13 protein-coding genes and 2 tRNA genes are annotated in these 12,931 nt (G+C 68.0%); 5 read left to right on the top strand and 10 right to left on the bottom strand.

What is annotated here, in order from left to right:
- Nucleotides 1–88 precede the first annotated feature (88 nt).
- Nucleotides 89–586 carry a PadR family transcriptional regulator gene (locus E1181_RS06285; protein WP_132672950.1) on the bottom strand — a complete coding sequence of 166 codons (498 nt, stop codon included), beginning with the start codon at nt 584–586 and terminating at the stop codon, nt 89–91.
- A gap of 357 nt (nt 587–943) precedes the next feature.
- Here E1181_RS06285 and E1181_RS06280 point away from each other — a divergent pair, with 357 nt between their 5' ends.
- On the top strand, nt 944–1,168 hold the full coding sequence (locus tag E1181_RS06280) for a hypothetical protein (RefSeq protein WP_132672949.1): 225 nt from the start codon (nt 944–946) through the stop codon (nt 1,166–1,168).
- Nucleotides 1,169–1,231: 63 nt separating this feature from the next.
- Here E1181_RS06280 and E1181_RS06275 read toward each other — a convergent pair.
- From E1181_RS06275 to E1181_RS06265, 3 genes are all read right to left on the bottom strand, one after another.
- A tRNA-Met gene (locus tag E1181_RS06275) sits at nt 1,232–1,305 on the bottom strand.
- 247 nt (nt 1,306–1,552) lie between these two features.
- Nucleotides 1,553–1,629 (bottom strand) — tRNA-Met (locus E1181_RS06270).
- Between the two features lie 180 nt (nt 1,630–1,809).
- A complete protein-coding gene (locus tag E1181_RS06265; protein WP_132673076.1) occupies nt 1,810–4,692 on the bottom strand; it encodes a UPF0182 family protein in 2,883 nt (960 codons plus the stop codon).
- Nucleotides 4,693–4,902: 210 nt separating this feature from the next.
- Between E1181_RS06265 and E1181_RS06260 the strand changes: the two genes are divergently transcribed.
- On the top strand, nt 4,903–5,418 hold the full coding sequence (locus E1181_RS06260) for a PPA1309 family protein (protein WP_132625137.1): 516 nt from the start codon (nt 4,903–4,905) through the stop codon (nt 5,416–5,418).
- A gap of 164 nt (nt 5,419–5,582) precedes the next feature.
- Here the strand turns inward: E1181_RS06260 and E1181_RS06255 are convergent, their stop codons facing one another.
- On the bottom strand, nt 5,583–6,617 hold the full coding sequence (locus E1181_RS06255) for a YlbL family protein (protein ID WP_235876489.1): 1,035 nt from the start codon (nt 6,615–6,617) through the stop codon (nt 5,583–5,585).
- Between the two features lie 106 nt (nt 6,618–6,723).
- On the opposite strand from E1181_RS06255, the gene E1181_RS06250 reads away from it, so the two are divergent.
- Nucleotides 6,724–8,139, top strand: coding sequence for a zinc-dependent metalloprotease (locus E1181_RS06250; RefSeq protein ID WP_132672947.1), 1,416 nt, complete (start codon nt 6,724–6,726; stop codon nt 8,137–8,139).
- Nucleotides 8,140–8,197: 58 nt separating this feature from the next.
- Here E1181_RS06250 and E1181_RS06245 read toward each other — a convergent pair whose 3' ends face one another.
- Entirely contained in the window at nt 8,198–8,755 is a 558-nt protein-coding gene (locus tag E1181_RS06245; RefSeq protein WP_132672946.1) for a M48 family metallopeptidase, read from the bottom strand.
- 226 nt (nt 8,756–8,981) lie between these two features.
- On the opposite strand from E1181_RS06245, the gene E1181_RS31310 reads away from it, so the two are divergent.
- Nucleotides 8,982–9,131, top strand: coding sequence for a DUF5679 domain-containing protein (locus tag E1181_RS31310; RefSeq protein ID WP_010693945.1), 150 nt, complete (start codon nt 8,982–8,984; stop codon nt 9,129–9,131).
- Between the two features lie 267 nt (nt 9,132–9,398).
- Entirely contained in the window at nt 9,399–10,718 is a 1,320-nt protein-coding gene (locus E1181_RS06240) for an ABC1 kinase family protein (RefSeq protein ID WP_132672945.1), read from the top strand.
- 266 nt (nt 10,719–10,984) lie between these two features.
- On the opposite strand, the gene E1181_RS06235 is transcribed toward E1181_RS06240, so the two are convergent.
- The 4 genes from E1181_RS06235 to E1181_RS06220 form a co-directional block, all read right to left on the bottom strand.
- A complete protein-coding gene (locus E1181_RS06235) occupies nt 10,985–11,878 on the bottom strand; it encodes a class I SAM-dependent methyltransferase (RefSeq protein ID WP_132672944.1) in 894 nt (297 codons plus the stop codon).
- Between the two features lie 126 nt (nt 11,879–12,004).
- Nucleotides 12,005–12,208, bottom strand: a complete 204-nt coding sequence (locus E1181_RS06230; protein WP_132672943.1) for a hypothetical protein — start codon at nt 12,206–12,208, stop codon at nt 12,005–12,007.
- The gene (locus E1181_RS06225; protein WP_132672942.1) at nt 12,205–12,555 is read right to left on the bottom strand and encodes a WhiB family transcriptional regulator; all 351 of its coding nucleotides are present in this window, start codon (nt 12,553–12,555) and stop codon (nt 12,205–12,207) included. Before E1181_RS06225 ends, E1181_RS06230 begins: the two co-directional genes overlap by 4 nt.
- A gap of 139 nt (nt 12,556–12,694) precedes the next feature.
- Nucleotides 12,695–12,895: a hypothetical protein gene (locus E1181_RS06220; protein ID WP_132672941.1), complete on the bottom strand. Its 201-nt coding sequence runs from the start codon at nt 12,893–12,895 to the stop codon at nt 12,695–12,697.
- Nucleotides 12,896–12,931 lie beyond the last annotated feature (36 nt).

The following is a 12,931-nucleotide window of genomic DNA, read 5'->3' as shown; positions in this document are numbered from 1 at the left end:
CACTGATCGGCTTTCTCCTGCGGGCGAACGCGAACAACGGCTGCGCCGATCGAGCGGCGCAGCCGTTGTTCGCGAGCGGACCCGGGTCTCAGTCCGGGATGGAATCCAGGAGCTTGTTGATCGCGCGGTTGTAGGCGACGGTGAAGTCCGCGGCAGCCTTCTCGTAGGGGTCGCCCGCCGTCTTGGCGGCGTTGCGGGCCTCGTCCATCTTCACCGCGGTCTGCGCGCGGGCGGACTCGACGAGCGCGGCGCGCTGGCGCGGGGTGAGGGTGCCGGAGTAGACCAGCTTGAGGATCAGCGGGCTGCGGACGTTGTCAGGCCCGGGCGCGGTGTTCAGCCACGACTTGAAGGCCTTCTTCCCCGCGGCCGTGATCGCGTACTGCTGACTGGAGCGCGGTCCCTGCTTGCCGAGGCGCAGCAGACCGTCCTCGGTCAGCGCGGGCAGCTCGCGGTACACCTGGCTGCGGGTGACGCTGAAGAACCCGGCGAAGCGCTCGGTGGCCGCGGCGACCAGCTGGCCACCGGTCTTCGGCCCTTCGTGCAGTAGTCCCAACAGGGCAGCGGATGTCGCATTCAGCTCGCTCACGACACCAACGGTGCCACGTCCCGACGGAGCTGTCCACAGTGGTCGGCGCTTCTGTCCACAGTGGTTGCACTTGACTGGTCCGAGTGGACGAACCATTCCGCCATTGGTCCCAGAACGGGATTACCGGTTTTTCGGCGCGCGGGGGCTCGATGATCACAGATCCCACCCGAATGCAGCCCTGGTAGATGCACGCATTGCAACCGCCCGGCCGTTCGTTCGCCTGTATGGGGGTTCTTGGCCGCGCAATGAGGTGCTATCACGTTCTGAAACTGCACAACTACAGGTGGTAACCCTCACGCTGCTGTTGGCCGCCGGGTCGCCGGCGGGCGCACGGCATGGAAAGCAGGAGGTTCGGGCGTGCATCGCAGTTGGTTGCGTACCAAGGTCAACGAGAGCAAGGAGAAGGTGACCCAGAAGGTCACCGAGCGAGCCAAGTCCATGGTCCCGGTGCAGCGCGGCGCCGAGACGGACACCTGCATGGTCTGCGGCCGCACCATGCGCCAGACGGCCGTGGTCCGAGGCGACGGCAGGGTCTGCTCCCCCGGCTGCGCCCGCAAGTGGGCCGAAGGCCTGAAGGACTGAAGGACTGAAGGACTGAAGGCACAAGAAAAGTGCCTCCGGTCATCCGGAGGCACTTTTCTCTAGTAGCGGGGACAGGATTTGAACCTGCGACCTCTGGGTTATGAGCCCAGCGAGCTACCGAACTGCTCCACCCCGCGCCGTCGGCTGAAGTTTCCAGCCGCTTCGTTCTGTTGTAAATGGAACTCTACACCCCCGAAAACCGCCCTTCACACGGGGGCCCCGAAAACCCGTTCCCCCAGCTCAAGAAGCCAGGAAACCTGGGTCACGATCAACCCGAAGGCGACCACCGCACCGTGGGGGCCTACGGGGGCTCGGCCCCGTAAAGACATCGAAGAAAAAGGGAAAGTCCCCCTCGGCGAAGCCAAGGGGGACTGAACACCAAATTGGTAGCGGGGACAGGATTTGAACCTGCGACCTCTGGGTTATGAGCCCAGCGAGCTACCGAACTGCTCCACCCCGCGCCGTCGGCTGAAGTTTCCAGCCGCTTCGTTCTGTTGTAGGTACTAGCTTACGGACCGGGTCACGGCCGTTCAAACCGGGGGTGGCTAAGCGTTCCGCACCCGCCCTGACCTGGCTTTCAGATGCATCGGCGGGGTGGGAACCGCGCCGGTTCCCACCCCGCCGACTTCCACACGGACGGCTCAGCCGCCGGTGCCCTGCCCCTGCTCGAAGCGCTTGATGGCGTCGTCGAGCTGCTGGTACGCCTGGCCCATCTCGGCGAAGTTGCCGGACTGCTGGGCCGTGCGAACCCGTTCCAACGCCTCGCGGATCGCGCCGACCTCCTGGTTCGTCTCCGGCGTCCCCGGTGCGGGCGGCTGCCCCGGCTGTTGGGGCTGCCCCTCGGGCGTGCCCGGCTGGGTCGCCTGGCCCGCTCCGGAACCGAAGACCTGGTCGAGCGCCCCCTGCAAGGTCTCGGAGAAGCCGACCTTGCCGCCGAAGGACACCAGCACCCGCGCCAGCTGCGGGTACGACTCCTGCTCGTTGCGCTGGATGTAGATGGGCTCGATGTAGAGCAGCCCACCGGCCACCGGCAGCGTGAGCAGGTTGCCGAAGATCGCCGTGACGTTCGGGTTGTTGAACAGCGTCCGGTTCTCGGTGACCTCGGGGGTCGATTCCATCTGGTTCTGGACCTGGTTCGGACCCGGGGTCAGCGTGTTGGTCGGCAGCCGCAGCACGGTCATCTGCCCGTAGTTCTGCGGATCCGAGGACACCGACACCCACGCCGAGAGGTTCTGCCTCCGCAGCGCGGTCAGAGCGCTGGTCAGCTGGAAGTTCGGCTGCTCCTGGCCTTCGACCTGGGCGAGCACGTAGTAGGGCGGCTGCTGGCCCTCGCTGCTCCCGACGGTGCCGCGAGCCGTGGGGTCGTTGGGCACCTCCCAGAAGGTCTGGGTGGAGAAGAAGTCGCCCGGGTTGTCCACGTGGTACTCGGTCAGCAGCTTGCGCTGCACCTTGAACATGTCCTCCGGGTACCGGAAGTGCTCGCGCAGCTCCGGCGTGATGGCGCTGGCCGGCTTGACCACGCCGGGGAACACGCCCTCCCAGGTCTTGAGGACCGGGTCGTTCTCGTCGGTGGCGTAGAGGTCGACGCTGCCGTCGTAGGCGTCGACCGTGGCCTTGACCGAGTTGCGGATGTAGTTGATCTGCTGGTTGGGCTGGCGCTCAACGCCCGTGAGGGTGTCGTTGGTGGCCTCGCCCAGCTCGGTCAGCTTCGAGTACGGGTAGTTGTTCAGCGTGGTGTAACCGTCGACGATCCACTTGATGCGACCGTCCACCACCGCCGGGTACGGGTCGCCGTCGAGCTTGAGCCACGGCGCGACCTTCTGGACGCGGTCGCGCGGGTTGCGCTCGTAGATCAGCTTCGAGTTCTCGCCGATCACACCGCTGAACAGGAAGTTCCGCTCGCCGTAGTAGGCGGCGAAGGCCAGCCGCTGGAACGGGTTGGAGATCGGCACGCCGCCGCGGCCGTCGTAGGTGAACTGCTGCGTGTCGGTGTCGTACTCGCGCGGGGCCTCACCCGGGTTGCCGCCGACGATGGCGTAGTCGTCGGGACCGAGGAGCTCGCCGTAGTAGACGCGCGGCTGCTTGACCGGGATGGCGCCCTGACCCTTGTTGGCGACGTCGCTGATCTGGAAGACCGGGTAGCCGCCCTGCGTGGCGCCCTCGTTGAAGGTCGAGTCGACCCGGTCGGCCGGTGCGGCGATGAAGCCGTTGCCGTGGGTGTAGACGGTGTGCCGGTTGATCCAGTTCTGCTGGTTGACCGCCAGGCCGTCGGTGTTGATCTCGCGCAGCGCGACCAGGTAGTCCTGCAGCTGGCCGTTGGCGTCCCGGTAGCGGTCGACGTCGAGCTTGTCGGGGAAGCCGTAGAAGTTGTACTGCTGCGTGAGCTGCGTGAACGTCGCCGACAGCACGTTGGGGTCCAGCAGCCGGATGTTGGGGATGGTGCCCTTGTCGTCGGCGACCTCGCTGGGCTGCAGCTGGGTCTTGCCCGGGTAGTCGACGAAGTTGACCTTGTCGTCGCCGATGCCGAACGCGGACTTGGTGGCCGCCAGGTTGCGCTCGATGGAGACGGCCTCGCGCTGGTTGGCGTTCGGGCGGACCGAGAACTGCTCCAGCAGCGCCGGCCACACCGCGCCGACCACGACGCTGGACAGCAGCAGCAGGACCGTCGCCAGCGCCGGGATCTGCAGGTTCTTCAGGAAGATCACCGAGAAGAACGCCAGCGCGCAGAACACCGCGATGCACATCAGGATCAGCTTCGCCGGCATCACCGCGTTGAGGTCGGTGTAGCTGGCACCGGTGAACAGGTTGTTGCGCTGGGACAGCAGCAGGTCGTACCGGTCGAAGAAGTAGTCGACGGCCTTGAGCAGCACGAACAGCCCGGCCAGCACGCCGAGCTGAACCCGCGCGGGCATCGACAGCTGGCCGCTGCGGCCGGTGAGCCGGATGCCGCCGAAGATGTAGTGGGTGACCAGCGCGCCGAGGAACGACACGGTGACCGCGATGAACGCCCAGGACAGCACCATGCGCCAGAACGGCAGCTGGAAGACGTAGAAGCTGATGTCCTTGCCGAACTCCGGGTCGGTCTGCCCGAACGGGACGCTGTGCAGGAACAGCTGCAGCGTCTGCCAGTCGGCCTGCGCGGCCAGCCCGCCGATCACGGCGATCAGGATCGGCACGCCCAGGCCGAACAGCCGGGAGTGCTCGGTGATGACCGTGCGGTAGCGGGTCAGCGGGTCGTCCGGGCCGCTGACCGGGACGAACACCGGGCGGTTGCGGTAGGCGATCCAGAGGTTGAGCAGCAGCACCCCGCCGAGGAAGGCGGCGGCCACGATGCCCAGACCGAGCCGCGAGCCGACCTGAGTCGTGAAGACCTGCCGGTATCCGACCTCGCCGAACCACAACCAGTCGACGTAGGCGCCCAGCATCCGCGATCCGAGGATCAGGGCGAGCAGGACGACCCCGCCCAGAATCAGCAGGATTCTGCTTCGCCGGGATAGTTTCGGCATTCCTACCGGGGGCCGCATGGCCACAGCGCACGCTCCTGGGGACGGTCAGCTGAACTTGGCAATCGCATCGGAGAACACGATTCCCTCGTGATGTTCAACTCTACGACCCAGGTGTGAAGTTCCTGGAAGGCCCCGCGCGAACGGTATTTTTCGGACACAGATTGGTATCGATCGGCTCGACTCGGCGCGCCTGCTCCCGCCGGAGGCGGTTCTGCGACGATTGCCGCCATGCCTTCCGCAGAGGAATTGGGGTTCGCCCTGCCCGTCGCGACCCGCGAGGTCGAGGAGTTCGTCGCCTCCGCCGGCTGGGACCAGCCGACGCAGATCTTCGCCCTGGTGGCGACCGAGACGATGATCGCCGCAGCTCCCGAGATGGCCGACCAGCTCGACCCGGTGGCCTCTCCCCTGACACCGCTGGCGCAGGAGTCGCTGCCCGCCGAGGACCTCGGCGAGGCGCTGGCCCGCATCGAGTGGCCTGAGCAGGTCGTCGGCTGCGCGCTGGTGCAGGAGATCGTCGTGCTGCCGCCGGAGGCGGAGGCCGCGCTGCCGGAGGACGAGGACGGCGCCCGCAAGCTCGCCGCCGAGCACCCCGACCGCCGCGAAGCGCGGCTGGTGGCCGCGGTCCTGCGCGACGGCGGCGGCCAGTCCTGCGTCATGCGGCTGCGCGGCGAGGAGGACGAGGTGTTCAGCGACCCCTCGCTGGCCCCCAACCTGATCAAGGCCCTGAGCGCCACCTTCGCCTGAGCTCGGACTCATTTCCCGCGGTCGTTCTGCGTGGCGGTGCGGGTAGCGGAACCTGACACGGCGTCGCGGCGTCCTCGCGTGTCAGAACCCGCGGCGGTGCGAGTTGCGGGAGCGGCCTGCCGCGCTCGCGGCTGCGCCGCTCGCACGCAGTTCAGAAGTCGTGCTCAGCAGGCTGCCGGGGCTTGGTTGGCGCGCAGCGCTTCCATCGCCTTGGTGGCGTCGACGAGGTTGGCCACCCTTGCGAGCTGGAGACCGTCGGGGGCCTGGGACTTGGCCTCGGCGCAGTTCTCGGCCGGGACCAGGAAGGTCGTGGCGCCGGCTTCCTTGGCCTTGATCATCTTGAACGGGATGCCGCCGATCGGCCCGACGTTGCCCGCCGGGTCGATCTCACCGGTGCCCGCGACGAACTTGCCGCCGTTGAGCTCGCCGGGCGTCAGCTTGTCGATGATCGCCAGCGTGAACATCAAGCCCGCCGAGGGGCCGCCCACGTCGGCGAGGCTGATCTTGATCTCGAACGGCACGTCCGGGCGCTCGGTCGCGCCCACGCCGAGGAAGCCCTGCGACTGGTCGCCGCCCGGCTGGTCGTTGCGCCCCAGCTGCACGCTGGCGACCTGTTCGGGCTGGTCGGCGCGCTGGTAGCGGATCTCCACCCGGTCTCCGGGCTTGGTCCCGGCCAGCGCGGCCTTCAGCGACGCGGCGTCGGTGACCGGCTTGCCGTTGGCGTTGAGCAGCCGGTCGCCCGGCTCCAGCGTCCCGTCGGCGGGGCTGCCCTTGACGATCTGGCCGACGAGCACCTTGTGCGGGTAGCCGAGGAAGCGCAGCGCCGCGGTCTCGGCGGTCGTCTGCGAGTCGTTGAACGCCTCGGTGTTCTCCTGCTCGATCTGCTGCTCGCTCTTGTTCGGCGGGAAGTAGACGTCGCGCGGAGCCAGGGCGTAGCGACCGGAGACCCACAGGCCCAGCGCACCGAAGAGCGACAACTGGTCGGTGACCGATACGGTGGTCATGTTCAAGTGACCGGCGGTCGGGTAGGTTTCGTGCCCCTCGACGCCGATCACCGGGTGGTCGCCTTCCAGGCCGAGCGTGTCGTACGTCGGCCCGGGGCCCAGCGCCACGAACGGCACCCGCGCGAACGCGCCGAGGAGACCGAAGGCGACAACCAGCACGACACTCGTCAGCAGCGTCCAGGTACGGCGGTTCACGAGGCGACAGCGTACGTGTTCGCTCTTGGCGATGTGCCCGGGTGTTCGCACAGACCAGAGCCACGACATCTTCTTAGGGGCGGCTGAGGCCGCGTACGGTGGAACTATGACCAATATGCCGTTCGGGTTCAGTTCGCAGGACCCCGACGACCCCGACAAGGGCGACTCGTCGCAAGGCCGCTCTGAGGGTGGAGCCGGCAACAACCCGGGGGACAACCCCTTCGGTTTCGCCGGCATGCCCGGACCGGGCGGCAACTTCGACATCGGGCAGCTCGGCCAGATGCTGACCCAGCTCGGCCAGGCGCTCAGCCACTCCGGCGGTAGCGGCCAGTCCGGGCCGGTCAACTACGACCTCGCCAAGCAGCTCGCGGTGCAGCAGCTGCACAACAACCAGCGGACCGAACGACCCAGCCAGGAGCAGGTCAAGGCGATCGAGGACGCGGTCCGCCTCGCCGAGCTGTGGCTCGACGCCAGCACCTCGCTGCCCGCGGGGGTCCGCGCGGTGCAGACCTGGTCGTCCGTCGACTGGGTCGAGAAGACCCTGCCGGTGTGGCAGCGGCTGTGTGACCCGATCGCGCAGCGCATGTCCTCGGCCTGGCTGGAGGCGCTGCCGGAGGAGGCCAAGCAGGCCGCCGGCCCTCTGTTGAACATGCTCGGCCAGATGGGCGGGATGACCTTCGGATCGCAGTTGGGCAGCGGGCTCGCGCAGCTCGGCGGCGAAGTGCTGACCTCCACCGAGGTCGGGCTGCCGCTGGGACCGTCGGGGACCGCGGCGCTGCTCCCGGCCAACATCGAGAAGTTCGTCGAGGGGCTGGACCGGCCGATCAGCGAGGCCACCTTGTTCCTGGCCGCCCGCGAAGCGGCGCACCACCGGCTGTTCGGGCACGTCCCGTGGTTGGCTCAGCGCTTGCTGGCCACCGTCGAGGAGTACGCGCGCGGCATCCACATCGACACCTCGGCGCTGGAGGACCTGGCGGGCAAGATCGACCCGTCCAACCCCGCGTCGATGCAGGAGATGATGGGTTCGGGAATGCTCGAACCGAAGACCACTCCGGAGCAGCAGGCCGCGCTGACCAGGCTCGAAACGCTGCTGGCCCTCGTCGAGGGCTGGGTCGACGTGGTCGTGGCCGACGCTCTGGGCGAGCGGCTGCCGGGCGCGGAGGCGTTGGGCGAACTGGTCCGCAGGCGTCGCGCCAGCGGCGGTCCGGCCGAGCAGACCTTCGCGACGCTGATCGGGCTTGAGCTGCGCCCGCGCCGGATGCGCGACGCGGCGAACCTCTGGCGGCTGATGGCCGAGCGCCACGGCACCGAGGCCCGCGACCAGGTCTGGGACCACCCGGACCTGCTGCCGGACAGCTCCGACCTCGACGAGCCGCTGGACTTCGCCGACCGCTGGGGTTCGAACTCCGACCTCGACGACCCGATCGCGGCCATCCGCCGCGCCGAGGAAGCCGAGAAGTCCGAGGGCGACTCCTCCGACGACTCGGACTCCGACGGCTCCAACGGCGACGCCAAGTCCTGATCCACGCCCACCACCCGTCCACCGCACCTCGCGGTGGGCGGGTGGTGTTGCATCCGGGTCAGGAGGCTTCGGGGTCGTCGGTCTCGTCGTCGGTGAGGCCCACCTGGAGCTGGGACGCCGCGACCACGCCTTCGAGGTAGCCGATGGCGCGTTCGGTCTTCGGGTAGCGCTCGACCCACTTCCAGAAGTCGGCGCCGTGGCCGGGCACCAGCAGGTGCGCCAGCTCGTGGACGAGCACGTAATCGAGCACCCATCCGGGTACATCTCGCAGCCGCTCGCTCACTCGAATGGTGCCTTCGCTGGGCGTGCACGAGGCCCAGCGGGTGCGCATCGGCGGGACCCATCGAACGCTGCTCGGATCGGTCCTGCCGTCCAGGTACTTCACGGACAGCTCACGGCAGCGCTGCACCAGCGCCTCGTCCGAGTTGCGCGCGGGGGATCGGCGTCGCGTCTCACTGCGCTGCAGACGGCTCAGCATGTCCGCCACCCAGCGCTTTTCCTCCGCACGGCTCATCCGAGCCGGGAGCAGCACCACGATCTTGTCGCCGTCGCGATAGGCGCTCACCGTCTGGCGGCGGCGCTTGCTGCGGCGGACCTCGACCTGCGGTTCAGCCACGAAGGTGGACCTTAGCGACTGGCTCCGACAAACGGTTCCCCCTGTGAGCTGCACCTCAAGGTCAAGTTCCCATCAATGGACGAATGATTACTCCATCGAGTCGAACATGCCATGCTCGTAATGCATGCATCTCAATTACTCCGCCTGTACGGTTCCCCCAGCCGCCCGCAGGGGGCGCCGGCGATCCAGCTGTGGCGCTGGGTCAATTACCAGAAGGAGGGGAGCCGTGGCCGAGACGTACAACGGCTACTGCGTGAAGTGCCGGGAGAAGCGCGACTTTTCCGGTGAGGTCTCGGAGACCAACGGACGCCGGATGGCCAAGGGCACGTGCCCCGTGTGCGGGACCAAGATGACCCGCATCCTCGGCAAGGCGTGACAGGCACGGGTGGGCCGCCAGCGGCCCACCCCGCCCCGGTTTCCTGGGGGTTCCCGAAGCGGTAAATCCGTTTTGAGTCGCTTAACCGTTCCCGTCGGCCCAACCCATTCGGCCGCGGGAACGAACCCCGCTCAACCAGAATGCCGATCACAACCCACAACGCGCTCTTGAACGACTAGCATGTTGGTGGGTTTCTCGTTTTCCGAATGGCGACCGCATGGCTTTCGGTCTTCGAGAGGGTTTTCCTGCGCGCACCTAGGAGAATTCGTGGCCGACATTCCCCGCCAAGCTGCACACCGCACCGCCAAGCTCGCCAGCCTGCCACTGGGCGTCGCCGGACGGGTCGCTGCAGGCTGGGGACGCCGTCTGACCGGCCAGAACGCCGACGAGATCAACGCCGACGTGGCCGCCAAGACCGCTGAGCAGCTGTTCGCGGTGCTGGGGCAGCTGAAGGGCGGGGCGATGAAGTTCGGCCAGGCGCTGAGCGTGTTCGAGGCCGCCGTGCCCGACGCGATGGCCGGCCCCTACCGCGAGGCGCTGACCAAGTTGCAGTCGGCGGCGCCGCCCATGCCGATCTCCAGCGTGCACCGGGTGCTGACCGAGCAGCTGGGCACCTCGTGGCGCACGCGCTTCGAGTCCTTCGACGACGAGCCCGCAGCCTCGGCCAGCATCGGCCAGGTGCATCGCGCGGTGTGGCACGACGGCCGCGAGGTGGCGGTCAAGGTCCAGTACCCGGGCGCCGACGAGGCGTTGCGCTCCGACCTGCGGCAGCTGATGCGGTTCTCCCGCCTGTTCCAGTCGCTGGCACCGGGCGCCGAGGTCAAGCCGCTGCTGGAGGAGCTGCAGGAGCGGATGGTCGAGGAGCTCGACTACCGCATCGAGGCCGACAACCAGCGCACCTTCGCCAAGGTCTTCTCCGGTGACGAGCGGGTCGTGGTGCCCGCGGTGATCGCGAGCGCGCCGAAGGTCGTGGTCACGGAGTGGGTGACCGGCACGCCGTTCTCGAAGATCATCGCCGAGGGCTCGCAGGCCGAGCGGAACCTGGCGGGACGGCTGCTGGCCGAGTTCCACTTCTCCACCCCGGCGAAGGTCGGTCTGCTGCACGCCGATCCGCACCCGGGCAACTTCATGCTGCTGCCGGACGAGCGGCTGTGCGTGATCGACTTCGGCGCGGTCTCGCGGCTTCCCGGCGGCCTGCCGCCGACGTTCGGCAAGATGATCAGACTCGCTCTTCACGACCAGTCGATCGAGCTGCTGGAGCTGCTGCGCGAGGAGCGGTTCGTGCAGCCGGGCCAGGAGCTGCGGGCCGAGGACGTGCTCGCCTACCTGGCGCCGTTCGTGGACCCGGCGCGCACCGAGACGTTCCACTTCACCCGCCGCTGGTTGCAGCGGCAGGCCGAACGCGTCTCCGACCTGAGCAGCCCCGACTTCCGCACCGGGAGGCTGCTGAACCTGCCGCCGGACTACCTGCTGATCCACCGGGTCACGCTGGGCGCGACGGGCATCCTGTGCCAGCTCGACGCCGAGGTCGCCACCCGCGACATCATCGCCGAATGGCAACCCGGCTTCGCCGAAGCCGAAGCCTGACCAGCCCCCACCACCCCGCAGACGCCACCTCACCGAGGGCGACTCGAATTTCGCGCGAAATTCGAGTCCTGCACGTGGCGTTCGAATTTCGCGCGAAGTTTGAATCCTCCCCCGCGCTCTGGCGTGTCTTTGCAGGTCAGAGCCCTGCCTCAGGTGGAGAGGTCGAATTTCGCGCGAAATTCGAGTCCGAACTTTCGGGGTCGAATTTCGCGCGAAATTCGAATGGGAGGCGTCCCGCACCTGCGTTTGCGCAGGTCAGTGGATTGTCAGGCGGGTTTGGTGCCGACGTGGACGGTGTTGGCGCTGAGGTAGTAGAGGTCGTCGCGGTTGCCCGCGTAGTGCTCGCCCTCGGGGTCCAGCAGCTGGTCCAGCGCTTCGACGTCCTCGGCCGCGAGGCGTTCGTCGGCGTCGCGGCGGAGCATCGACAGCTGGCGCAGCGCTGCGGCCCGGCCGGATTCGTCCAACGGCGCGGGCCGGTCGATGAGGTAGCTGAACGAGGTGGCGTCCGCGAGCCCGGCCTCGGTCATGGCCTTCGGCCAGCCCATCGGCAGCCGGACCGAGTCGTCCATCTCGGTCCGCATCTGCTGGAACCACTGCTCGCTCGCGCTGATCAGCCTGGCTTCCAGGCCGGGTTCGCCGATCCCGATGTCGGCGGGCAGAACCCTGGTCTGCAGGCCGAATTCGACGACCGCCAGCCGCCCGCCGGGCTTCACGAGCCCCGCCAACCTGCGCAGACCGGCGAGCTGGTCGGGCAGGTGGTGCACGACGAACGCCGCGTAGACCAGATCGGCCTGCGGCGGGGCACCGGCCCCGGTGATCTCGTCGGCCAGCGCGTCGGCGGCGGCATCGGCCCGCACGGTGCGCACGGTGACGCCCTCGGCGGCCTCCGACGCCCGCTCCCCCGCCGCGGCCAGCAGTTGTTCGGCGGTGTCGACGATGGTCAGCTGCGGCTCGCCACCGTTGCGCGCCAGGCCCTTCGCGAGGATCGCCGCCGTGCCGCCGGCACCGGCTCCGATCTCGATCGCCGAGTGGTCCTCGGGACGCAGCAGTTTGGCGACCACCTCGGTGATGTCCGGTGCGATGAAGTCGTCGGCCGCGCGCAGGCGCTCCAGGTGCGCGTCCCAGTCGATGTTGTCATGCGAATGCGAATGTGCTCCCACGAGCCGGAACACTAGACCTGACACCGCGAAACACGCACGTCGGTTTGCCGGTTCGGCAAAAGAATGCGTCGGCCGCCGCGGAACGCGACGGCCGACGCGGCACCCGCGAGCGCGCGATCACGAAGTTCAGCGCCGCTCAGCGGATTCGGCTCTTCTCGTCGCGTAGCGGGCGATCGCCCGCCATCTGCGACCGGCCGACATCGAGCGAGCTTCGCGTTGTCGCTCGGCTTCGGCCATCATCTCCTTCCTATGTATCCGGATCAGCTCCTCGGTCGGGTACATGCGCATCTCCGCGTTGTTCGGGTGGATCAGTCCAGTGGTGTTGGTCATGCTGCTCGCTCCTGCTTGCGGGGTTCGACTTCTTCGGGACGTGGGTGCTTGCGCGGACGACCGCGCCTGCGCTTGCGCGCGACGACCTCGCCGCGTTCGAAGATCTCGCCGCCCCAGACCCCCCAGGGTTCGCAGCGATCCAGCGCGCCGGCCAGGCACTCGGTCTTGATCGGGCAGTCGCTGCACAGGACCTTGGCCTGCTCCAGGTCGGACGGGCTCTCGGCGAACCACAGGTCCGGGTCCCGGCGGCAGGGCAAGCGGCGTTGCAGCGATGAGCCCGTGGGTTGCTCGGGCTCGAACTGCGAGTCCACGGCCGACTCGGGTATCGGCACACTCGCGGTGAACATACGACTTCCTCCAGTAGTCGATGGCAGGCGACTTGTGGTTGTGGATGGATGTGGTTGTGGTTGTGGATCAACCAGGAACACAAAAAGGCCGCGGACCCGTTGTGCAGGTCCGCGGCCTTCTGAGAAGCCTGGGGCTCTCCTAGATCAGCGGATCCAGGAAAGACCAACGGACCGACCTGCGCGGGTGCTGCAGGGTCGCCGGGACAAAGCCGTAGCCACGCGGCTTGTCGACGCGCAGATCATTGGCAATGGCGGCGGCGAGCACAAAGGTGCCCGAGAGCAGCGAAACGACCCCGGCCATGAAGGAGTGCGGGGCGTGCGTGGTCTCGAAGATCTTCACTGTCCCCACCTCCTTCTCGGTCTCCGTCGGCGAATG

Origin of the sequence: Saccharopolyspora terrae, assembly GCF_004348435.1 — a bacterium.
In the GTDB taxonomy this organism is placed as follows: domain Bacteria; phylum Actinomycetota; class Actinomycetes; order Mycobacteriales; family Pseudonocardiaceae; genus Saccharopolyspora; species Saccharopolyspora endophytica.
This window is presented reverse-complemented; position numbering and strand designations above follow the sequence as displayed.

Bases quoted from the DNA above. Each gene is read 5' to 3' on its own strand.
- E1181_RS06265 (WP_132673076.1), bottom strand. From the start codon at position 4,692: ATGCGGCCCCCGGTAGGAATGCCGAAACTATCCCGGCGAAGCAGAATC.
- E1181_RS06260 (WP_132625137.1), top strand. From the start codon at position 4,903: ATGCCTTCCGCAGAGGAATTGGGGTTCGCCCTGCCCGTCGCGACCCGC.
- E1181_RS06250 (WP_132672947.1), top strand. From the start codon at position 6,724: ATGACCAATATGCCGTTCGGGTTCAGTTCGCAGGACCCCGACGACCCC.
- E1181_RS06230 (WP_132672943.1), bottom strand. From the start codon at position 12,208: ATGACCAACACCACTGGACTGATCCACCCGAACAACGCGGAGATGCGC.
- E1181_RS06225 (WP_132672942.1), bottom strand. From the start codon at position 12,555: ATGTTCACCGCGAGTGTGCCGATACCCGAGTCGGCCGTGGACTCGCAG.